Source organism: Pantoea sp. M_9 (assembly GCF_008631385.1).
In the GTDB taxonomy this organism is placed as follows: Bacteria; Pseudomonadota; Gammaproteobacteria; order Enterobacterales; family Enterobacteriaceae; genus Pantoea; species Pantoea eucrina.
Genome location: NZ_VWUF01000003.1, coordinates 121,059 through 143,218, shown reverse-complemented (window position 1 = coordinate 143,218; position 22,160 = coordinate 121,059). Strand labels below are relative to the sequence as shown.

Annotated in this window: 21 protein-coding genes and 3 tRNA genes; 10 read left to right on the top strand and 14 right to left on the bottom strand. The window is 55.4% G+C overall.

Annotated features, from left to right (window positions below):
• The first annotated feature begins 51 nt into the window (after positions 1–51).
• Positions 52–1,551, top strand: coding sequence for a SulP family inorganic anion transporter (locus F3I15_RS07470; protein ID WP_150017300.1), 1,500 nt, complete (start codon positions 52–54; stop codon positions 1,549–1,551).
• Between the two features lie 176 nt (positions 1,552–1,727).
• The gene (locus F3I15_RS18195; RefSeq protein WP_039383726.1) at positions 1,728–1,898 is read left to right on the top strand and encodes a hypothetical protein; all 171 of its coding nucleotides are present in this window, start codon (positions 1,728–1,730) and stop codon (positions 1,896–1,898) included.
• Positions 1,899–2,000: 102 nt separating this feature from the next.
• Here F3I15_RS18195 and F3I15_RS07465 read toward each other — a convergent pair whose 3' ends face one another.
• From F3I15_RS07465 to uvrY, 8 genes are all read right to left on the bottom strand, one after another.
• On the bottom strand, positions 2,001–3,653 hold the full coding sequence (locus F3I15_RS07465) for a hypothetical protein (RefSeq protein WP_150017299.1): 1,653 nt from the start codon (positions 3,651–3,653) through the stop codon (positions 2,001–2,003).
• A complete protein-coding gene (locus tag F3I15_RS07460) occupies positions 3,578–4,825 on the bottom strand; it encodes a hypothetical protein (RefSeq protein ID WP_150017298.1) in 1,248 nt (415 codons plus the stop codon). The genes F3I15_RS07465 and F3I15_RS07460 overlap by 76 nt, the downstream gene beginning before the upstream one ends.
• Positions 4,826–5,286: 461 nt before the next feature.
• Positions 5,287–5,372: transfer RNA gene (locus F3I15_RS07455), tRNA-Leu, on the bottom strand.
• Positions 5,373–5,383: 11 nt separating this feature from the next.
• Positions 5,384–5,457, bottom strand: a tRNA-Cys gene (locus tag F3I15_RS07450).
• A gap of 42 nt (positions 5,458–5,499) precedes the next feature.
• Positions 5,500–5,575, bottom strand: a tRNA-Gly gene (locus F3I15_RS07445).
• 149 nt (positions 5,576–5,724) lie between these two features.
• A complete protein-coding gene (gene pgsA, locus F3I15_RS07440) occupies positions 5,725–6,273 on the bottom strand; it encodes a CDP-diacylglycerol--glycerol-3-phosphate 3-phosphatidyltransferase (protein ID WP_150017297.1) in 549 nt (182 codons plus the stop codon).
• A gap of 68 nt (positions 6,274–6,341) precedes the next feature.
• Positions 6,342–8,174 carry an excinuclease ABC subunit UvrC gene (gene uvrC / locus F3I15_RS07435; protein WP_150017296.1) on the bottom strand — a complete coding sequence of 611 codons (1,833 nt, stop codon included), beginning with the start codon at positions 8,172–8,174 and terminating at the stop codon, positions 6,342–6,344.
• A complete protein-coding gene (gene uvrY, locus F3I15_RS07430; protein ID WP_150017295.1) occupies positions 8,167–8,826 on the bottom strand; it encodes a UvrY/SirA/GacA family response regulator transcription factor in 660 nt (219 codons plus the stop codon). The genes uvrC and uvrY overlap by 8 nt, the downstream gene beginning before the upstream one ends.
• 399 nt (positions 8,827–9,225) lie before the next feature.
• Between uvrY and F3I15_RS07425 the strand changes: the two genes are divergently transcribed.
• On the top strand, positions 9,226–9,453 hold the full coding sequence (locus F3I15_RS07425; RefSeq protein ID WP_145888126.1) for a DUF2594 family protein: 228 nt from the start codon (positions 9,226–9,228) through the stop codon (positions 9,451–9,453).
• A 29-nt stretch (positions 9,454–9,482) separates the two neighbouring features.
• Here the strand turns inward: F3I15_RS07425 and F3I15_RS07420 are convergent, their stop codons facing one another.
• From F3I15_RS07420 to F3I15_RS07410, 3 genes are all read right to left on the bottom strand, one after another.
• Positions 9,483–10,094, bottom strand: coding sequence for an acyl-homoserine-lactone synthase (locus F3I15_RS07420; RefSeq protein WP_071668718.1), 612 nt, complete (start codon positions 10,092–10,094; stop codon positions 9,483–9,485).
• Between the two features lie 123 nt (positions 10,095–10,217).
• Entirely contained in the window at positions 10,218–10,940 is a 723-nt protein-coding gene (gene sdiA, locus F3I15_RS07415) for a transcriptional regulator SdiA (RefSeq protein WP_150017294.1), read from the bottom strand.
• Positions 10,941–11,762: 822 nt separating this feature from the next.
• Complete coding sequence (locus tag F3I15_RS07410) at positions 11,763–12,461, bottom strand: extensin family protein (RefSeq protein ID WP_150017293.1); 699 nt, start codon at positions 12,459–12,461, stop codon at positions 11,763–11,765.
• Positions 12,462–12,747: 286 nt separating this feature from the next.
• Between F3I15_RS07410 and cycA the strand changes: the two genes are divergently transcribed.
• Complete coding sequence (gene cycA / locus F3I15_RS07405; RefSeq protein ID WP_039383706.1) at positions 12,748–14,139, top strand: D-serine/D-alanine/glycine transporter; 1,392 nt, start codon at positions 12,748–12,750, stop codon at positions 14,137–14,139.
• A 41-nt stretch (positions 14,140–14,180) separates the two neighbouring features.
• Here cycA and F3I15_RS07400 read toward each other — a convergent pair whose 3' ends face one another.
• The gene (locus F3I15_RS07400) at positions 14,181–15,155 is read right to left on the bottom strand and encodes a metal-dependent hydrolase (RefSeq protein WP_150017292.1); all 975 of its coding nucleotides are present in this window, start codon (positions 15,153–15,155) and stop codon (positions 14,181–14,183) included.
• A 19-nt stretch (positions 15,156–15,174) separates the two neighbouring features.
• Positions 15,175–15,810, bottom strand: coding sequence for an HTH-type transcriptional regulator RutR (gene rutR, locus F3I15_RS07395; protein ID WP_150017291.1), 636 nt, complete (start codon positions 15,808–15,810; stop codon positions 15,175–15,177).
• Between the two features lie 294 nt (positions 15,811–16,104).
• On the opposite strand from rutR, the gene rutA reads away from it, so the two are divergent.
• Genes rutA through rutG form a run of 6 tightly spaced genes read left to right on the top strand, consistent with a single transcriptional unit; the run spans position 16,105 to position 21,042 of the window.
• The gene (gene rutA / locus F3I15_RS07390) at positions 16,105–17,196 is read left to right on the top strand and encodes a pyrimidine utilization protein A (protein WP_150017290.1); all 1,092 of its coding nucleotides are present in this window, start codon (positions 16,105–16,107) and stop codon (positions 17,194–17,196) included.
• Positions 17,196–17,909, top strand: coding sequence for a pyrimidine utilization protein B (rutB, locus tag F3I15_RS07385; RefSeq protein ID WP_039383697.1), 714 nt, complete (start codon positions 17,196–17,198; stop codon positions 17,907–17,909). Before rutA ends, rutB begins: the two co-directional genes overlap by 1 nt.
• A 25-nt stretch (positions 17,910–17,934) precedes the next feature.
• On the top strand, positions 17,935–18,330 hold the full coding sequence (gene rutC / locus F3I15_RS07380; protein WP_039383696.1) for a pyrimidine utilization protein C: 396 nt from the start codon (positions 17,935–17,937) through the stop codon (positions 18,328–18,330).
• Positions 18,330–19,133, top strand: a complete 804-nt coding sequence (gene rutD, locus F3I15_RS07375; protein ID WP_150017289.1) for a pyrimidine utilization protein D — start codon at positions 18,330–18,332, stop codon at positions 19,131–19,133. The genes rutC and rutD overlap by 1 nt, the downstream gene beginning before the upstream one ends.
• A gap of 16 nt (positions 19,134–19,149) precedes the next feature.
• Positions 19,150–19,671 (top strand): NADH-dependent FMN reductase RutF, encoded by a 522-nt coding sequence (gene rutF / locus F3I15_RS07370; protein ID WP_039383691.1) that lies wholly within the window; start codon positions 19,150–19,152, stop codon positions 19,669–19,671.
• Positions 19,672–19,716: 45 nt separating this feature from the next.
• Positions 19,717–21,042: a pyrimidine utilization transport protein G gene (rutG, locus tag F3I15_RS07365; RefSeq protein WP_150017288.1), complete on the top strand. Its 1,326-nt coding sequence runs from the start codon at positions 19,717–19,719 to the stop codon at positions 21,040–21,042.
• On the opposite strand, the gene F3I15_RS07360 is transcribed toward rutG, so the two are convergent.
• On the bottom strand, positions 21,039–21,953 hold the full coding sequence (locus F3I15_RS07360) for a DMT family transporter (RefSeq protein WP_150017287.1): 915 nt from the start codon (positions 21,951–21,953) through the stop codon (positions 21,039–21,041). The genes rutG and F3I15_RS07360 overlap by 4 nt on opposite strands.
• Positions 21,954–22,160 lie beyond the last annotated feature (207 nt).

Here is a 22,160-nt window from a genome sequence, read left to right as displayed (position 1 = left end):
CTGCTGCATCGCTGCCGCATACGCTTTATAACTTAAGAGTCCGCACACCTTATGAATTCACAAACCGATCGCAATAGTGCTGACGCGGGCGATTTAACGGTCGCCCGCGTTCTGCGTTCACCCGCCCTGCTTACCCGCGAATGCCTGGCCGGGGTGATCACCGCGCTGGCACTCATTCCTGAAGTTATCTCTTTCTCTGTTATTGCGGGTGTTGATCCCAAAGTCAGTCTGATCGCTTCGGTCGTGCTCTGTCTTACGCTCTCACTGCTGGGCGGCCGTCCGGCAATGGTGACCGCTGCTGCCGGTTCAGTGGCGCTGGTTATCGGCCCGATGGTTCATGCGCACGGCGTGGCCTATATTCTGCCTGCCGTGATTCTGGCTGGCGTTATTCAGATTGTGTTTGGCGTCACCGGCCTTTCGCGCATGATGCGTTATATCCCGCGTTCGGTGATGCTGGGCTTTGTCAACGCGCTGGGCGTACTGATTTTCTTTGCACAAGTGCCGCACGTCTGGGGTCACTCTGCGCTGGTCTGGGGTCTGTTTGCCGCCACGCTGGCCATTGTTCTGCTGCTGCCGCGCGTGCTGAAAAGTGTTCCCTCACCGCTGGTTGCCATTGTCGTGGTTACCGCCGTCGCTCTGCTGCTCGGTTATCGCGTACCCAGCGTAGGCGATGAAGGTCCGATGAGTGCCGGACTGCCCGGCTTTACTGAGCTGCTGGTGCCGCTGAACCTGCAGACGCTACAGATCGTCTGGCCGGCCGCGCTTTCCGTCGCATTTGTCGGCCTGATGGAGTCGCTGCTGACGGCAAAACTGGTGGACGATCTTACCGACACGCCGTCAGGAAAACGGCGCGAATCCTGGGCGCTGGGCATTGGCAATATTCTCGCCGGTTTTTACGGCGGCATTGCCGGCTGCGCCATGATTGGGCAGACAATTGTTAACGTCGAACTGGGCCGCGCACGCACCCGGGTTTCAACCGTAGCGGCTGCGCTGGTACTGCTGCTGCTGGTTACTGGTCTGAGCCATATCATGGCGCAGATCCCGATGGTGGTTCTGGCAGGCATTATGATGGTGGTGGCGGTAAAAACCGTTAACTGGCATAGCCTGCAGCCCGCAACGCTGAAACGGATGCCGTGGTCAGAAACGCTGGTGATGGTGGTAACTGTGGCGATCACCGTCTGGACCAGCAACCTGGCGATTGGCGTGCTGCTCGGCGTGATTCTGGCCATGATGCTGTTTGCCCGGCGTATCGCCCATGTTATCCATGCCGAGCGCACGCTCAGCCCGGAAGGCGATCGGGTTCACTACACCGTGCGCGGTCCGCTATTTTTCGCCAGCAGTAATGACCTGTTCGAGCACTTTGATTATGGCCACGATCCGAGTCAGGTCACTATCGATCTGACGCACGCCCAGATTTGGGACGCCTCCAGCGTCGCCGCGCTGGACGCTATCGAATACCGTTATCAGCGTCACGGTGCCACCGTTACCTTTACCGGCCTGGATAACCGCAGTAGCGATTTTCGCGATCGCCTGAGCGGTAATCTCGGCTAAGCAGCCTGTCGGCAGGGCGCCACTGAGCGCCCTGCCCGCATGCGCCGCGCCGTTTCTGTCCGCCCTTAGGTCTTAAATCTCCCGCTTCGCTTGCAAATCATCCCTCCAGCGGCTTTGCTTAACGGCGCAACGCGCTGAATGGCAGGCGTATAAAAGCAGTTTATTAAGGGGATAGTATGTCGTGGATTATGAAAGCAGGTCTGGTAGCGGTTACGCTTTTTTCACTGGCAGGCTGCATGCAGCACAGTGATGCCGTGGGTGCCGACGGCCGCCCGCACGCGCCAAGTAATCAGCCGGTGCCAGGCGCCAGCGAAGGCGAAGGCCCGGTCGGCCAGCCGCAGGGTTAATGCCCGCTACCCGGCTGTGCCGGGTAGTTATTGCCCGAACGGGATGTTAAAAGGCTCTCTTTGCTGACATTCCGCGTATGAAATCGGGGTTAGCTGTTAGCTTTACTCTTTGCCAACTTTGTCATAAGCAGACCGCGCCAGGGCTATTTTTTGCGGCTCTCTCTCCGTTCTTCTTCCCGCCACCGAAGGCAGATCCGGAAGTTCGGGAGCATGGTCAATATCAGCGAAGCGCTCTTCCATTACCTCCTGCGTTAATCGTCCTAATAACGTCTCTACCTCGCTCTTATCGGGTTGTGATATGCCTAATTTTTTCTCTATCAGGCCCGCTGCCTGCCTGAACAGGCGCTGCTCTTCTTCATCCAGTTTTTTCGTGGCCCGCTCCATAACAGTCAGGCGCTGCTTTAGCACCTCCTCAGTAAGATTATTCTGCAGAGCCAGGGTAAAAGCCGTAATAGCAGCGTCAGCTTCCACTCTTGACTGCTCTGCCGCACTGATCAATGGCCCCAGGTTAGCTATTGCCGGCACACTCATCTTACGCGCTGCAGCCGTTCCGGATTTGGCTGCCAGCGCTTGCAGCATGGCCTGCAGTTCCTTCCCCATCTCTTCTCTTTTACTCTGCCAGGCATCCATGCGGGCATGATAATCCCGGCTGATACGGGCATCGATTTCGCTTCCCTCATGGGCATGTCTGGCCCTGAGATCCTGCCCCCCGGCAACCATATTATCAATGTGGCGCCTGAAGGCGTCCCACGCCTTGCGGTCCGCTTCCTTTCGTTTTTTCTGTTCTTCTTTTGCTTTAAGTGCCAGCTTTTCTCTGTCCTGCTGAATATTTCTGTCGCGCCGGAGAAGATGCCCGGTCAGCCTCTGCTCTGCCTGCATAAAACCTTCATAGGTACTCAGCTGACTCAATTTACCTCTGATGCGCTCAGCTTGAGGCGATGGCGCCGCAGACGAGCCGGGCCTCCATGCGGTGCCGATGTCAGGCTCCCGCTCCAGCTCCGCAGATAATGCGCGCGCAGCTCGCTGAGCCTGCGCATCCTTTCCTGCCGTACTCAAAGTGCGGATCAATCCATCATTCCAGGGGTGCATATTTTGCTGACCACGATTTTCCAGCAGGTATTGCTTCAGCGGTTCGAGCAGTGAGGTTTGGGTAACTTCGCCTGTCGGGTTTTCTTCGCTTTTAAGGGCATCGTCTAGCGTGACAAAGTATTCCGTCGCCAGAGCCTGGCTGAACTCGCTGCTCATTTGCGGATAGCTGGCAGGGGAAATATCTTTATCTAAAATAGTCTCAAGCATCTCTTTACCCGGATGGCGCGCCACATCAGCCAGCGGCAGACCCATGTTAAGCAGGGCATTGAGTTCGCGCTGCCGATCCTGGTTCGGCATTCCGTGCTGATGTTTCAGCGTTGTCAGGGTTCTGATTGAGCGTAATTTCTTTATTTCAGGTGAGGCGATCTCAGAAGAGAGGTTATCCGGCGCTGAGGCGAGCTCAGCATCATGGCCCGGCAGTGCATCGGACCAGGCTTTTTTCAGCTGAGAAGCGGTGACCGCAAAACCAGCCTCTTTTAAATCCTTTAATACCTGTTCTTCACTGCTGCGGGAGGGTAATTCAGTTTCCTTTAGCCAGGCGCTCAGTGCTGAGCGCGTTACCGCACCACTGCTGCTGCTCGCCAGTGAGGCTAAGGGCGTCGGCCTGTCCGGCAAGACGGTTTCAGCGGTTTCAGCGGTTTCAGCGGATTTTTTGAAGGCTGACACATCGGGACAATGGTTACCGATAACCCTGAAGTTGCTTTCGTTAACATACTCAATGCCGTTTTACTGACCAGAATATGGGACGACCGTATATCAGAGGTGTCAACCAACCGGATTGGCGTATCCGGAAAAGTCTTTGCGATGATTTTTTTTAACTTTGAGCGGGTATTTAACTCTTTATCAACCACACCGATTTTATAAACAGAAAATGGTGAAGCGACAATAATCTCAACGGGTTTATTCGGGTTAAGCGCTTTTATTTCTTTCAGTACATCTTTAAGAGCCTTCTTGTCTGTGGCTATTGTTAAGTGCGTTCCTGCTAAAAAATTTTCATGTCTGAAAGTAATGGTAAGGCAGCTGCTGACTCCCGGATAGCAGATACGCTCGCGGGCTACACCGGTTTTATCTTCTCTGAGCACCACGGCTGCCGCAACAGGCTCCGGGGCACGGGTCGGAAGATGCGTAGTAACCGGCTGCGCCGCTTCACCTAAAGCCAGTTTATACGGGGGTAATTCGCCATATCGATAGCCGTGAGGTTTGCCAATATAAAAAAACTCACGCTCTCTGTTGTTGAGCTGATCGAGAGCAGAAAGCAGCGTTAGCTTGTCTATCTTTCCTGCTTTGAGCAATCGCCCGCCATGCTGCAGAATCAGTTGTGGTACGGAAATAAACTCGTTTTTATCCGCCTCACTATCAGCATCTACTTTGAGGAGGAGTTTCCCTTCTGCCATAAATTTTTTAGCTGTTTTCTCATGGCTACTGAAAGATAATACGGCTCCCTGGCTGCTGTGACCGGCGGTATGCTCAAACAGCTTTGCCAGATAATCATCAAAATTTTCCTCCTCATTTTCCTGCGTATTGCGGGTTATCCCCGCGCTCGTCACGGTATGAGGATCCGCATAATGGGCACGATACAGAAATCCATCTTTTATCGTGTAATCAGCGTCTCTTATTTTCTGTTCAGAATCAAAACAGACATCCCGCTTATTAAAAATATTGCTTAACAGCGTTTCCGACTGGTTTTTTTTTAGCGTCGCCGCCAGCGCCTGGTGCTCTATGACATAGGGATCGCTAAAGAATGAGTCCAGAGATACACAGCCCTCTGGTGCAGTGGCATCTGCCGGAGGCTGAGTAACAGGAACAGACTGCCTGGATGCTTTATTGATAGTAAACATAGTCATCTCCATATCTTTACTGGCTTCGCGCCGGGCTCCCTTCCGGCAGCAGCAATCACATTTTAAAGCGCAGACTCCTGGCGTGAAAACCCGCAAAAATAGGATTTATCAATAAGGTGTATGACTGGTTTGCCCGAAATCCGCGATGCGGCACAAAGTATAGATGCGGCTTTTCGAGAACAACTTTCATAAATCGACCATTAACTACGCTATGCAGCGTTGCCAGCACCTGTCCGGTGCTTTATCAATTCACTGCAGGAAAAATATGAATCATGTCACCTGCACAGGTTCTGTTTTGCAGTGAAAGATCAAAACGGCTGTCATCCAGGCATTATGATTTGGGATGGGTTATGCAGGCACGCACGGTGGGGCGTCAGGAATGAAAAACAGCAGACACAAAAAAACCGCCTGAAGGCGGTTACGACATGACTTATAGTGCTTTTTTAATTCGGTGTTTTGTATGGTGCCCGGGGCGGGACTTGAACCCGCACGACCATAAGCCGAGGGATTTTAAATCCCTTGTGTCTACCGATTTCACCACCCGGGCAGGGTGTAAACTGGAGGCGCGTCCCGGAGTCGAACCGAGGTAGACGGATTTGCAATCCGTTGCATGGCCACTCTGCCAACGCGCCTTTATTCTGATGTGCAACCGGTCAGTGACCCATTGCTGAAACTGGAGCGGGAAACGAGACTCGAACTCGCGACCCCGACCTTGGCAAGGTCGTGCTCTACCAACTGAGCTATTCCCGCATAACTGCTGCTTTACCGAACTTACTGTTTTTATTCAGCTTCTTGCAGCTGTGCTGCCGTTCGATGCGATGCATTCTACTTATCTCACGCAGTGAGTCAATAAAATTATTACCCACTGCGTCTGTTTGCTGCTTTTTGAATCGTATCGATCAGCTATCAAGCAGATCGCCGCGTGCTGCGCTCAGATACTGGAACATCGACCAGAATGTCAGCACTGCTGCGATATAGAGTGCGACCACGCCAGCGCCTACTACCGTAGCATCAGGACGCCATAGCAGTGCAACCAGTGAGAGCATCTGCGCCGTGGTTTTGACTTTACCAATCCAGGAGACGGCGACGCTGCTGCGCTTACCAATCTCCGCCATCCATTCACGCAGCGCAGAGATAATAATCTCGCGGGCGATCATGGTGGCAGCAGGCAGGGTTATCCACCACGCGTGAAAATATTCCGCAACCAGCACCAGCGCCATAGCGACCATGACTTTATCAGCCACCGGATCGAGAAATGCACCAAAGCGCGTGGTTTGTTTCCAGCGACGCGCCAGAAAGCCATCAAACCAGTCCGTTATGGCGGCAATAACAAAAATCAGCGCTGTCGCAAAAGGCGCCCAGTAAAACGGCAGGTAGAACGCCAGTACAAAAAAAGGAATCAAAAAAACGCGAAACAGGGTAAGACACGTTGGGATGTTATATTGCATATGCCAGTAACTGTCTGGTGTGTGTAGGGTTTAACGTATGTTCCTACATTGCCCCCCCTGTTTCAATGTTAGTGTTTCAGCGAGTGGTATATTTTTTCAGCCAGGGCAAAGGAGATACCGGGTACGCGGGCAATTTCATCCACGCTGGCGTTCATCAGCGGCTGCAGGCCTCCCATATACTTCAGCAGCTGCTGACGCCGTTTAGGTCCGATGCCTTCAATACTTTCCAGCGCGCTGGTGTTCTTCACTTTGGCGCGTTTTTTACGGTGGCCTGAAATTGCATGATTGTGAGCATCATCACGAATATGCTGAATGACATGCAGGGCTGGCGAATCCGGCGGCAGAGAAACGCCCTCACCTTCCGCTTCAAAAAACAGCGTCTCCAGCCCCGCCTTGCGATCGCTGCCTTTAGCGACACCCAGCAGAATCGGGTGCTGTTTATCCCAGCTGACATCCAGTTCCGCAAATACCTCTTTCGCCTGCGCCAGCTGACCCTTACCGCCATCAATCAAAATGACATCCGGAATTTTATCCTGCTCCAGCGCTTTGCCATAACGGCGGCGCAGTACCTGATTCATCGCCGCGTAATCATCCCCCGGCGTGATCCCCTCGATATTGTAACGCCGGTAATCAGAACGCAGCGGACCATCCTGATTAAACACTACGCAGGAGGCGATAGTCTGCTCACCCATGGTATGACTGATATCAAAACACTCCATGCGCTGAATGCTCTCAAGCTTCAGCCAGGAAGCCAGCGCGGCAAGCCGCTGCTGAACAGTGGAGTGCTGTGACAGCTTAGTGGTCAGCGCCGTTGCCGCGTTGGTGCGCGCCAGCTTGAGATAGCGTGCCCGATCGCCGCGCGGTTTGGTTTGTATATTGACTTTACGGCCGGCCAGCGTGCTGAGTGATTCAGCCAGCAGGTTGCGTTCTGCCAGGTTGAAATCCAGCAGGATCTCTCCAGGCAGAGTGCGCGCCTCGCTTCCCTGCAGATAAAACTGTCCGACAAAGGTCTGCACCACCTCCGTCAGCTCAGTGTCAGCCGGGACTTTGGGGAAATAGCTGCGGCTTCCCAGTACTTTTCCCTGGCGGATAAAGAGCACGTGCAGGCAGGCCATGCCCGCGTCATAGGCTACGCCCATGACATCAAGATCGTCACCCTGATTTGAGACAAACTGTTTTTCAGTAATGCGGCGTACGGCCTGAATCTGATCGCGCAGCCGCCCCGCCTCTTCAAAACGCAATCCCTGGCTTGCCGCCTCCATGTGCGCTACCAGCTGGTTGATGACCTGATCATCTTTACCGGCCAGAAACAGCCGCACATAGTCTGTCTGCCGGGCATACTCCTCTTCGCTGACCAGACCGGCTACGCACGGACCGAGGCAGCGCCCAATCTGATACTGTAAACAGGGGCGCGAGCGATTGCGGTAGACGCTGTTCTCACACTGGCGAATAGGAAAGACTTTCTGCAGCAGGCCCAGCGTCTCACGTACCGCATAGCCATTAGGAAAGGGGCCAAAATATTCACCTTTGGCATGCTTGGCACCGCGATGCATCGCCAGCCGGGGGTGCGTATCGCCGCTGAGAAAAATATAGGGGTACGATTTATCATCGCGCAGCAGCACGTTATAGCGTGGCTGGTAAAGCTTGATGTAGTTATGCTCCAGCAGCAGCGCTTCGGTCTCAGTATGCGTAACCGTAACGTCGATGTTACAGATATTACTGACCAGCACATCCGTTTTACGGCTGCCGGTCTGCGTACGAAAGTAGCTGCTGAGGCGTTTTTTGAGGTCTTTGGCTTTACCGACATAGATCACCGTACCGGCCGCGTCATACATTCGGTAGACGCCAGGCTGGCTGGTTACGGTGCTGAGAAAGGCTTTGGGATTAAAGAGTTCACTCACTACTTATTAATGGCTCCGCGTTGAACAGACCATGACGAATGGCCAGATGCGTTAACTCTACATCACCGCTGATGTTTAGCTTACTGAACATACGATAGCGGTAGCTGTTAACGGTTTTCGGGCTCAGGTTCAACTGTTCGGATATCTCCGTAACTTTTTGTCCCCGGGTAATCATCAGCATAATCTGCAATTCCCGTTCCGACAAACAACTGAAGGGCGATTCCGCTTTCTGCGGCTCGATTTGGCTCAACGCCATTTGCTGAGCAATATCTGAGGCGATATAGCGCTGTCCAGCGTGGACGGCGCGAATGGCGCTGACCACCTCCTGAGGCGCAGCGCCTTTGCTCAGATAGCCTGAGGCACCCGCCTGCATCACCCGGGCTGGCAGCGGATTTTCGGTGTGAATAGTCAGCATAATGATGCGAATATCAGGGTTGTAGCGCACAATTTTGCGCGTCGCTTCCAGTCCGCCGATGCCCGGCATGTTCATGTCCATCAGGACAACATTTACCGCATGCTGACGGCACCATTTTACTGCATCCTCTCCGCACGCCGCTTCGCCGGCAATGACCAGTCCTTTGATATCTTCCAGAATGCGACGAATACCGGCACGTACCAGTTCATGGTCATCAACAAGCAGCAGGCTGATCAACGGGAATACTCCGCAGGTTAGAAAAGTAATAAAAAAAGAGCGTAATCTTAGCGTTTTTTATGCGTATTGAACATCAGACATACAGGAACAACCTGCAACGCAATGATCTAAACCAAATAATTCAATCTTTTCAGAAAAAAATCCATTTCCTGCAAACTAAAAAGTTTTTTTATTTAACATTTCATTGAATAACAGCATGTTGTAATAAATCCGCCTGTTTTCTGTTTTTAAGTCAAAAAAGTGAGGGGCGAGCAAAACGGCCTGCTCTGCCCTGCTTCTGACTGGATCGAATAATGATTTTTCTGGTCTCTGAAAGAGAAAGCAAACCTATGATATACTCTCTGTTTTATGCACGGAAAGACAGAATCTGTGTAAATCGATACCACCAGGGAGTTGAAGATGAGTGATGAAGATTTCGTAACGTCGCGTGATACTCAGGCACTGGCTGACGAAGTTGCCTGCCTCAAAATGATGGTTACTCTGATTCTCAAAGGCATGGGACAGGCAGACGCCGGCAAAGTAATTATCAATATGGAACGCTATGTGCAGAATGCGCTGGCTGATAAGCCTCAGGCTGAAGTATTCAGCAATACCATCCGTCAGATTAAAACCGCCTACCGTCAGTAAGCGGCCAGCCCCGTGCGCCGCACGGGGTTTTAGTTATGCGCCTGCCAGTTAACGGAGACGCCCAGCGAAGGCAGCACCTCTTCCGGACTAAAGCGCCGCGTGCCGCGATATTTTTCTGCCAGTGCAGGCTGTTCAACCGGGATCCGGATAGCGAACAGATTATCTTCTGACTGGATCAATCCCGGCGTCAGCGGTTCATAGACCACATTATGCTGCGCAAACATCTTCTCCAGCATCGGTGTGGCTGAGCTAATCAGATACTCCATGCCGCTCAGCTCTGCCAGTTGCACCGAGTGCCACAGGATATTCAGCGGTAATTCCGCATCCACCTCCAGCCGGGCGGAGTAGCGCGACATCTCCCACACTTTATCCTGCGCAAACGGCAGAATGATACCTTCAGCGACTTCCGGTTCATGCCACGGCAGTAATCGCGCGCAGCCACAAATACCTTTACGTGCATTCCAGGCGATAAGCCAGGTCACGTCTGAACGGTCGTAGCGATCGTACTCCTGCCCCGGTGTGCTCAGCCGCGGAGGAATTGACCAGCCTTCGCCACGCGCAAATACGCTGTAACGATAGGTACCCAGTTCGGCTAGCAGTGAGGAAGGCATATCCTTTAGCTGTGTTTGAATTATTTTCATCATGCGCCTCTGACATCCCCATGTGTGCAATGATTTTTATCGTGCCAGCCTGGCTAAGTTTCCGGCGCAGGGTAGACAACTCAATACGGATAGGGAACTACCAGTATTAGTAGTTGCCTTTTGCTATATCAGACCTGTCGCTGCGGCATAACAAGCAATCTGCGTTTTATTTGAAACGTTAAAACGTTTTTGCATGTTTTTCTGATGAAAATTCACCGTATGTTCTGATATTGCCAAAATAAGCGAAATCTCTGCCGAGGTTTTTCCTTCAGCTGTCCATTTCAAAATTTCCAGCTCCCGCTCGCTAAACCCCTTGGCCAGCACCACCATTGAGCTATCTTTTAAGCGCTCAAGAACCTGTAAGCTCAGGGCCGCCAGAAAGTTTATCTGCACTTCAAGCTCAACGGTGCGGTGCCTGGAGCGTCCGGGCTGGCGTGATGCTATTGATAATATACCAATGGCACGATTTGATGCCATCGCTGAGCAAGAAAAGCCGCTCAGGAGTCCCGCCGCCTGTGCATCTGGCCAAAGATTAGCCGCCTCGCTGAAAATCTCAGCGCACCACTCAATCCCTTTCTCGGGCTTCTGGCAAAGTCGCAGTACCGGATCGACGGCATAGTAGTTATGCCGTTCATAATGCCGGATCCAGGATTCAGGGTAGGTGCTGAACAGGAAAAAACGCGGTCGGGTGAAGGGAACCGGCTGCTGCACTAAAAATGCAAAGAAGTCGAATCCCAGTGTGACGACTTGCTTTTGCAACAGTGCTTTTAATTGCACCACCTCCGTCAACGCCTGAAACGCGCTTTCTGTTTCGGCACGCCAGACAAAATAATTATCGGTAGTCATTATTATCCTGACGTATTTAACGCCTTTTATTAATCTGATGCTTGTCCGATTATATCTGTGAGACGTAATCTGAACGGAATGAATAAAAAGGTTCCTGCTGAAGATTGCGTTAACAGCGGGAAAGTTATCGGGTTGTTACCAGGCAGCAAGCGCAACCGTGGCCTGATTACCAGGTCTCTGGCGGGTAAAGATACGTGAAACCAGCATAGGATTTTTCTGATAAAGTTTCAATCTTACAGCCATTAAAATTAATTATTAGATGGATAAAAGTTTAGCATCGATTTTAAGTAAAATAATGATAAGCAGGGAGATTCACCTTCTATTAAAAGTGCTAAATGATTTAGTCATGGACGGTTTTTAATTCCACTTATAATTGAAGTGACATCTGGCGATCCGCACTCCTGAGCTGCCTGCATCAGCGCCACGCTGATGCCAGCGCCATGCGTGATGACACAACTTCCCGGCGGTGCGGCCTGCCGGTTTAGCATAAGCTGCTGTCAGCCGCTGAAATGGAAACATCGTAAGGCGGCTGACAAATATAATTCTTACAATATGATGATATCCGCTGCAGATTGGTCTGGAGAGTCTGAGACCGGCACCCGCGTTAATCTCCGATGAGTGAATAAATTCTTCAGGCATGTCTCATTATCAAAACAGACGGGCGTTATTTAATGCAGACTTATTTCAATATTAAAAATTAGTTGAGTAATGGTTCTCATTTGTCATTACGCCTGTCGCGTCTTTAACGAACTGGATCTAAAATAGCGTTGCCGCAAATTAACTATTAAGTCTGCCTGGCTTTAAAATTAACGGCCTGCTGTCTCAGCGGCAAAATCCGCCGCCGCGCATGCCCAGATGAAAGTGTGTGGTGTGAGCTGCATTGTAATCCGGCCCCAGTGCGTTTCCAAAGCTGGCACAGCCGTTGCGCCAGAGCGCATGCAAACCCGCCGCGCTGCTGGCGGGCTGCTGCCAGTTTCTGGCGACCCGTAACCAGCGACCATCGGCCAGCTGAAAAGCGGTGACATCCCACGCCTCTGCCGTAGCGTGTTCGCTGCGGCGTCCCTGCTGGCGATGATAGACGTTGCGGCAGGCGTAGCTGCCAACATGCTCAATACGGCGCAGCGGACTGGTGATACCCGCCTGCTGTAGTGCAGCATTACTGCGCGTGACATACATTGTACTTGCCACGGCCATCGGACAGCTGGCAAGAAAACTGCTGCTGAGCGTAACTGGTCCAAACTGGCTGATACGAACCGGCTGTTCAATGGTGCAGTCGCCCCGCACCGGAGGCGTCGTGCGAAAACTTACCCGCCCCTGCGCACTGGCGCGCTCCAGCACCGCCAGACAGGCGGCTGGATCGTGACGCAGTTTCTCCAGCTTGTAACGCGTTATCCAGCCTGGCGCATCCGTGACGTTAAGCGGAATAAACGGATTCCACTGCGCCGGAAGCTGCGATTTCAGCCAGGGCAAACTCCACCACCCCGCCAGAGCAATTATTCCTGTCGCAATGAGTGCGCGCACGATCTCTGCCTTATCACATTGTAAACCTGTGACTAAGTGTAGCTGGCCTGCCTCATCTGCCTGTTCTTCCGGGAAAAAATGCTGCTTATTTACGCAAAGTGACCAAAAGAGCAACCATGTAAATATTTGCTGACAGAGCAAAAAACGCAAAAGGTCACAAAGGTTAAAAAACAATTACCAGACCCGGTGGCCTTTCCTCTATCTTATGCGCTCTTGCCCTGTGCAAAGGCACGTATTTCAACAGCCATCAGAGCTGACACAACATCAAGACAGGAAAGCTATCTTTATGGTTGATCAATCCAAAGCAGCCCTCAGTGAGGCTGAACAGCCGGAAAAACTCCGGCGCAACCTGCATAACCGTCATATTCAGCTTATTGCGATTGGCGGCGCTATCGGAACCGGGCTCTTTATGGGGTCAGGCAAAACCATCAGCCTGGCGGGTCCGTCGATCGTTTTTGTTTATATGATCATCGGCTTCATGCTGTTTTTTGTTATGCGCGCGATGGGGGAGCTGCTGCTCTCTAATCTGGAATATAAATCATTTAGCGATTTCGCGGCCGATCTGCTCGGCCCGTGGGCGGGCTACTTCACCGGCTGGACCTACTGGTTCTGCTGGGTCGTCACCGGCATTGCGGATGTGGTCGCCATCAGCGCCTATTTTCAGCTCTGGTTCCCCGGATTCTCTATCTGGATGAGCGCGCTGCTGTGCGTCTTTGTCTTTCTGGCGCTTAATATCGCCACAGTCAAACTCTTTGGGGAAATGGAGTTCTGGTTTGCGATTATTAAAATTGTTGCCATCGTTGCCCTGATTATTACCGGCATTGTGCTGGTCAGCACGCACTACCCTTCACCCGGCGGCAGCACGGCATCGCTCAGCAATATCTGGCAGCATGGCGGGATGTTCCCGAAAGGACTGAGCGGCTTTTTCGCCGGCTTCCAGATCGCCGTGTTCGCTTTTGTCGGTATTGAGCTGGTAGGTACCGCCGCGGCAGAGACCAAAGATCCGCACAAGGTTCTGCCCCGCGCCATCAATGCCATACCGCTGCGCATTATTATGTTTTACGTGCTGGCACTGCTGGTGATCATGGCCGTTACGCCATGGAATCAGGTAATGCCGGATCGCAGCCCGTTTGTAGAGATGTTTGTGCTGATTGGCCTGCCCGCTGCTGCGAGCATCGTTAACTTTGTGGTACTGACCTCAGCGGCCTCGTCAGCCAACAGCGGCATTTTTTCTACCAGCCGCATGCTGTATGGCCTGGCAGAACAGGGCGTGGCGCATAAGGCGTTTGGTCGTCTCTCTGCACGCGCCGTACCCACCACCGGCCTGTTCTTCTCCTGTCTCTGCCTGCTGGGCGGCGTCGCGCTGATCTACCTGATCCCGGATGTGATGACGGTGTTTACCATGGTGACCACGGTATCCGCTATTCTGTTTATGTTTGTCTGGACCATCATTCTCTGCAGCTACCTGGCCTACCGTAAACAGCATCCGCAGCGTCACGCGTCGTCAACGTTCAAGATGCCGCTGGGCAAGATTATGTGCTGGGTCTGCATGGCATTTTTTGCTTTCGTGCTGGTGCTGCTGACGCTGCAGGAGGATACCCGTCAGGCGCTGATGGTTACGCCGCTGTGGTTTATGCTGCTCACCATGGGCTGGCTGCTGCGGCGCCGTAAAGCCTGATCCCCTTCTGTTTAAGGCCCGCTGCTGCGGGCCTTTTTCATTTATAACCGCTGCCGGAACTGATGCCAGGCACGCTGGAGTGACGGGCGTGCGGCCGCCTCACGCTGCGGCGCCGCTGCCGGCGCTGCCGGTCTGCCAAGATTAAAAGTAAAGGTGTAATCGGGCGCCTCACCCATACGCAAATCGCTGATCAGCGTATTGCCCGCCTGCTGACGCAGCGCGTAAAAACCGTGACTGAACCAGACGACGCGCTCCGCATGCCACTGCCCTTTGAAAGGGGTCAGCAGCGCCATCTGACGATCGTGCCACGCAATCTGTAACGGCCGCCGGGGTGAAAACAGTGACCAGTACGCTTCACCATAGCGATCGGGCGTAATAATGACCGTGCGCCAGACCAGCGTATTGAACGCCGTCGGCGTGACCAGCAGCCGCTGTGATACAACCTGTTGCTGCGCCAGCTGCTGTTCAATCTGCCGCGTGGCGACATCCTGTATCACCATGCTCCAGCCCAGATAAAGCGTGCTGATTAACAGGCCCAGGCGGGTCCAGCGCACGCCGGTGGCATCACGCCGCCATAGCGCTACGCCCAGTGCCACAAGCAGCGGCAGCGTATAGAGCGGATCGACAATAAACATACTGCCGATGGCAAACGGATAGTCAGTGAGCGGCAGCCCAAGCTGGGTACCGTACACGGTAGTGAGATCGAGCAGCGGATGGGTGATCAGCGCCAGCCAGAGCGCCAGGCACCAGCGGCGCCAGTGCGTTTTGCTGCGGGTAACCCCGGCGACCAGCCAGCCGGCCAGCGGCGCGAGCAGCGTCAGGATCAGCAGCGCATGGCTCTCGGTGCGATGCAGCGTCATATTGCGTATTGCGTCGCCGTGATCGACGAACACATCCAGATCCGGCAGCGTGCCGGCGACGGCCCCCGCCAGAGCCGCCTGCCATACCGGTACCCGGCGGTTCATGACGGCAACGGTAACTGCAGCGCCCAGCGCCAGTTGCGACAGCGAATCCATGCTTCTCCTCCATCAATCGTTAGCGCACGCGAATGCCTTCGATAATCATCCGCTCTACGTTCTGCAACGTCTGTGCAAAAAAGCCGGGATCCTGCAGCGTCTGCCCGGTGACCGCCTCAACCTGCGAGGCAAAGTCAGCATAGTGCTGCGTGGTGGCCCAGAGCATAAAAAAGAGATGCTGCGGCTGCACGGCAGCCAGCTGTCCGGCGCTGATCCACTGCTCAACAATCGCCGCCTTGCTCTCTACCAGCGCTTTTAAGTCGCCCGCCAGTTCACCACGCAGCAGCGGTGCCCCCTGAAGCATCTCCAGACAGAACAGCCGGGATGCCTGAGGATGATCGCGGGAGACCTCAAGCTTCAGGCGAATATAGTGGCGAATGGCCGTCAGGGGATCCTGGTCGGCGCGCAGCGCGCGCAGCGGTGCCAGCCAGACATCCAGAATCTCTTTCAGCACGGCGACATACAACACTTCCTTTGAAGGGTAATAGTAGAGCAGATTTGTTTTTGACACGTCGGCTCCCTCAGCCACGCGATCAAGACTGGTGCCATGAATACCGAACTGGGAAAACAGCGCCAGCGCCGCCTGCAGAATAGCGGCGCGTTTTGCTGTCGCCGCCTGCGAACGACGGCGCGGTTTTTTCTCATCGTTTTTCATACTGTTACCTCTCCCTGTCGTGAATTCACATCATAACACAGCTGGCAGATATGGCGGTCTGCACCTTTTTTGCCCGACGGCTGCCTGATCGCTGTGCATTTGTTTTGACCAAATGGTCTGAAAATCGCAGCGCCGTTCCGGCTGGTCGATCGGCGGTTTATATCTCAATGATAAATATCAAAATTATTTATGTGGCACGCGACTTGCAATCAGGAGAGAGAGCGCCGCCCGCAGGATGCGTGCAGGAAGCAGCGCAGCGCGTGAAACCGTCCTATCACTGCAAAGAGGTGACATATGAAAATTGGTGTCTTTGTTCCGATTGGCAATAACGGCTGGCTGATCTCCACGCATGCGCCGCAGTACATGCCTACCTTTGAACTCAATAAAGCGATTGTGCAGCGCGCTGAGCACTATCACTTCGATTTTGCGCTCTCGATGATCAAGCTGCGCGGCTTCGGCGGCAAAACGGAGTTCTGGGATCACAATATGGAGTCCTTTACGCTGATGGCTGGCCTGGCGGCAGTCACCTCGCGGATTGAGATCTACGCCACGGCTGCCACGCTGACGCTGCCACCCGCCATCGTGGCGCGTATGGCTGCGACCATCGACTCAATTTCTGGCGGACGCTTTGGCGTAAACCTCGTCACCGGCTGGCAGAAACCAGAGTATGAACAGATGGGGATCTGGCCGGGGGATGACTATTTTGCCAGTCGTTATCAATACCTGACTGAATATGTCACGGTGCTGCGCGATTTATGGGGAACCGGCCAGAGCGACTTCAAAGGTGATTTTTTCACGATGAACGACTGTCGCGTCAGTCCGCGGCCGCAGAAGCCAATGAAAGTGATCTGCGCCGGACAGAGTGATGCGGGCATGGCGTTTTCAGCTCAGCATGCCGACTATAACTTTTGCTTTGGTAAGGGCGTCAATACGCCAGCCGCTTTTGCACCGACCGCAGCCCGCATGAAGCTTGCTGCTGAGCAGGCGGGCCGCGATGTTGGCTCCTACGTTCTGTTTATGATCATCGCCGCCGAGAGCGACGAAGCGGCCCGCGCAAAATGGGAGCACTACAAAGCCGGCGCCGATGAAGAGGCGCTCGCGTGGCTTACTACTCAGAGCCAGCAGGATACCCGTTCAGGCAGCGATACTAACGTGCGTCAGATGGCTGACCCGACCTCCGCCGTTAACATCAATATGGGCACGTTAGTTGGCTCTTACGCCAGCGTGGCACGCATGCTGGATGAAGTGGCTCAGGTTGATGGTACGCACGGCGTGCTGCTGACCTTTGATGATTTCCTGGAGGGGATTGAAGCGTTCGGCCAGCGCATACAGCCGCTGATGCAGTGCCGTCGCAACGTGATCGCCGCGGCGCAGGAGGTAGCATAATGAAAACCGTCACCTGCGCGCACACCGGCACCACACCGCATATCACTCTGCCCGCGCGTCCGGAGGCGATCGCTCTGCCTCCGGCACAGAGCGCGCTGATTGTCGTCGATATGCAGAATGCCTACGCCACTAAAGGCGGCTATCTCGACCTGGCGGGATTTGATGTCTCTGCCACCGAGCCGGTTATCGCCAGAATTCATCAGGCGGTCACCGCGGCACGCGCCGCCGGCGTACAGATTATCTGGTTCCAGAACGGCTGGGACAGCGATTACACCGAGGCGGGCGATGCGGGCTCCCCCAATTTTCACAAATCCAATGCGCTGAAAACCATGCGCCGCCAGCCTGAGCTGCAGGGCACCCTGCTGGCGAAAGGCACCTGGGATTATGCGCTGGTGGATGCGCTGACGCCCGAACCGGGCGATATCGTGCTGCCAAAACCGCGCTACAGCGGCTTTTTCAATACCCCGCTCGACAGCATGCTGCGCAGCCGCGGGATCCGTCATCTGATTTTTACCGGCATCGCCACCAACGTCTGCGTCGAGTCCACGCTGCGTGACGGCTTCTTTCTGGAATATTTCGGCGTGGTACTGGCTGACGCCACGCATCAGGCCGGACCTGATTTTGCGCAGCAGGCCGCGCTGTTCAATATCGAAACGTTTTTCGGCTGGGTCAGCGATACACAGACGTTCTGCGAAGCCCTGCAGGGCCAGTAACTTTTCGCTATCAGGAGATCAGACTATGCCCAAACGCGTCATTATCCCGGCTGGCAGCAGTACGCCGATCGCCCCGTTCGTACCCGGAACGCTGGCTGACGGCGTGGTGTACGTTTCCGGCACCCTGCCGTTCGATGCGGACAACAACGTGGTTCACGTCGGCGATGCGGCCGCGCAAACCCGCCATGTGCTGGAGACCATCAAAAATGTCATTGAAACCGCTGGCGGCTGCATGGCAGATGTCACGTTCAACTCTATCTTTATCACCGACTGGCAGCACTACGCTGCCGTGAATCAGGTCTATGCCGACTATTTTCCCGGTGATAAGCCCGCGCGCTTCTGTATTCAGTGCGGTCTGGTAAAACCTGACGCGCTAGTTGAGATTGCGTCTGTAGCGCACATCGGACAGGCGGAGGCGTAATGAAGCTGGATATCCACGGGTTGACCACTGCCGATGCGCCCACGCTGGTACTTGTATCAGGTCTCGGTGGCGTTGCCGGATTCTGGCAGCCACAGCTGGCGGCGCTCAGCACCCGCTACCGCGTTGTCACCTGCGATCAGCGCGGCACCGGGCGCAGCGCCGCGCCGCTGCCTGAAGGCTACAGCCTGGCGATGATGGCAGCCGAGCTGGCGGAGGCGCTGGCACAGCATCAGATCGCGCGCTACAGCGTGGCGGGCCATGCGCTCGGGGGGCTGATTGGTTTGCAAATGGCGCTGGATCACCCCGATCGGGTTGAGCGCGTGGCGGTCATCAACGGCTGGCTGACGCTCAGCCCCCATACCGCGCGCTGTTTTAAGGTCAGAGAGGATCTGCTGCTGCAGGCGGGCACTGAAGCCTTTGTACGTGCTCAGCCGCTGTTTCTCTATCCCGCCGAATGGCTGGCGCAGCATCAGGCGCGTGCTGAGGCAGAAGAGAAGCATCACCAGCAGCACTTTCAGGGCGCAGAGAACCTGCTGCGTCGTCTGCACGCGCTGAAAACAGCAGATTTTCGTGCCTGCGCCGCACGCATTACCCAGCCGGTGCTGGCGATCTGCAGCCAGGATGATCTGCTGGTGCCGTGGAGCTGTTCAGCGCAGCTGGCGGCAGCGCTGCCGCAGGGCCAGCTGCTGACCATGCCGTGGGGTGGCCACGCCATGAGCGTGACCGATAGCGATAATTTTAACACGCTGCTGCTGCGCTGGCTGGCTGAGACCGCTCAGCCCGCCTGTCTGGCAGCGGGCTGAGATCAGGAGTCTGAACATGAGCCTACATGCCCTTCCGGATTTACCCGCAGTCGATCGCGACACCTTTCGCAACGCTATGGCGCAGCTGGGCGCAGCCGTTAATGTTATCACCACCGATGGCCCGGCAGGCGTGGCTGGCTTTACCGCCTCTGCCGTCTGCAGCGTGACCGACTCCCCGCCGACGCTGCTGGTCTGCCTGAACCGCTCCGCCTCAGCCTGGCCGGCGTTTCGCGATAACCGTGCACTCTGCGTCAATACCCTTTCGGCAGACCAGCACGCCCTCTCCACGCTGTTCGGGGGCAAAACCGCGATGGCGGATCGCTTTGCCGCTGCGCAGTGGCAGACGCTTGCCAGCGGCGCTCCGCTGCTGGAGGCCGCGCTGATCTCCTTTGACTGCGAGATAACACAGCGGGTCAGCGTCGGCACACACGATATTCTGTTCTGTACTGTGCTGGCTGTGGCCCAGGGCGAGGCGCGTCAGGGGCTCGCCTGGTTCGATCGCGGTTATCACACCTTCTCCCGGCAGGATGCCCGCTGATACCGCATAACGCGGCCTGTTCTACTCACTCTCAGGAGATGATCTATGGCGAGTACCTGGTTTCCACGCTGGCGCGTTAAGTCAGCTATGACCGAAGACGGATTGATCGCCCCGGACGAGACGCTGCCGCTCGGGCAGACGCTGGTGCTTGGGCTGCAGCATGCGGTCGCAATGTTTGGCGCAACGGTACTGATGCCGCTGCTGATGGGGCTGGATGCCAATCTCGCGGTGCTGCTCTCCGGGATCGGTACGCTGCTGTTCTTTTTTATTACCGGCGGACGCGTGCCGAGCTATCTCGGTTCCAGCGCCGCTTTTGTGGGCGTGGTGATTGCGGTCACCGGTTTCACCGGCCAGGGCATTAATACTCATCTCTCCGTGGCGCTGGGCGGCACTATCGCCTGCGGCGCGCTCTATACCCTGATTGGTCTGATTGTGATGAAAGCGGGTACCGGCTGGATTGAGCGCCTGATGCCGCCGGTCGTCACCGGTGCCGTCGTCATGGCGATTGGCCTGAACCTGGCGCCAATTGCGGTACACAGTGTTTCCGCCACCCTGTTTGACAGCTGGATGGCGGTGCTGACGGTGCTCTGTATCGGACTGGTGGCGGTCATGACGCGCGGGCTGGTACAGCGCCTGTTGATCCTGGTGGGGCTGATCGTGGCCTGGGCGTTCTATGCGCTGCTGACCAATGGCTTCGGCCTCGGCAAACCGGTGGATTTCAGCGGCGTGGCGCGCGCCGCCTGGTTTGGCGTACCGCACACCACCGCCCCCGTGTTCGACCTGCAGGCGATAGTGATGATCGCGCCGGTCGCAATTATTCTGGTTGCTGAAAACCTGGGGCATATTAAGGCCGTGGCAGCCATGACCGGGCGCAATCTCGATCCGTGGATGGGCCGGGCGTTTGTCGGCGACGGGCTGGCCACTATGCTCTCTGGCTCTGCCGGCGGCAGCGGCGTGACAACCTATGCCGAAAACATTGGCGTTATGGCGGTTACGCGCGTCTACTCTACGCTGGCGTTCGTCGCCGCGGCCCTGATCGCAATACTGCTGGGTTTTTCACCGAAATTTGGCGCACTCATCCATACCGTGCCAGCACCGGTCATAGGCGGCGCGTCTATCGTGGTGTTTGGCCTGATAGCGGTGGCAGGTGCCCGTATCTGGCTGCAGAATCAGGTCGATCTCGGGCAGAACGGTAACCTGATCATGGTCGCCACCACGCTGGTTCTGGGCGCCGGCGATTTTGCGCTTAAGATCGGCAGCTTCACGCTCGGCGGTATCGGCACCGCGACCTTTGGTGCCATTATCCTGAATGCCATTCTGCAGCACCGTAGCCGCGCGCCGGCCGGTTCAGCTGCACAGCCACACGGTTAAGGCTTCTGCGGTGCCTCAGCGGGCACCGCTTTCTTACGCCGCAGCCGCAGCTCACTGACAATCACGCCACAGACAATCAGCGCGCCGCCCAGCAGCGCGGCCGCAGGCAGTCGCTCCCCCGCAAGACGCCCGACAATCCCCGCCCAGACCGGCTCTCCGGCATAAATTACCGTAGCGCGTACTGGTGACACACTGCGCTGGGCCCAGTTCATCGTCACCTGAATCAGGGCGCTGGCGGCGCCCAGACCTGCAGCGCTCAGCACCAGCGGCAGAGAAAACGACGGCAGCGCTTCACCATTCGGGATCATAAAAAGAAAGGCGCAAGCAGAGGCAACCAGCAGCTGCACCAGCGTTACCCGCCGCACATCCACCTGTCCGGCATAGCGGCTAATCAGAATGATTTCGGCAGCAATCGCCAGCGTGCTCAGCAGGGTCGCGCTCTCCCCGGCGCTGAGGGCGATGCCGCTCTGCTGCGGCCCCGCCACCAGCACCAGGCCGCTGAACGCCAGCGCAATCCCCAGCCACGCCATAATGCCCGGCGGCCGGCGCAGCACCAGCCACTGCAGCAGCGGCACCACCGGAACATAGAGCGCTGTCAGAAAGGCAGACTGGCTGCTGGAGATGGTCTGCATCCCCCAGGTTTGCAGGCCATAGCCGCCCGCAATAGCCAGGCCAATCATGGTGCCTGCCCTGACCTCAAGCCAGGTCAGCGCGCGCAGATAGCGCCAGAAAAAACAGGCCAGCAGCAGTGACGCCGTGGCGAATCGCAGTCCGACAAAGAAAAACGGACCGGAGTAAGCCATGGCGCGGTGCACCACCAGAAACGTGCCGCCCCAGACCATGGTGATAAAAATCAGCACCAGCTCCTGACGGGTAATGCGCAGATAGGGACGTGCAGGTAACGCAGACATAGAACACCTGATAAGTAGCCAGGCGCCATTCTGGCGTAACCCGGCCTGCAGGCGCAACAGCCGGCCGGGATTATCTGCCCAGCATGCAGCAACGCGATTCGCGTTCAGAATTACGACTCATCTGAAAAAAGGCCATTTTAATATTAAAAATCAAAATTTTAATTTTTTAAACGCGCTGAATCTCAGCGGGCAGCAGCGCCATTTCCC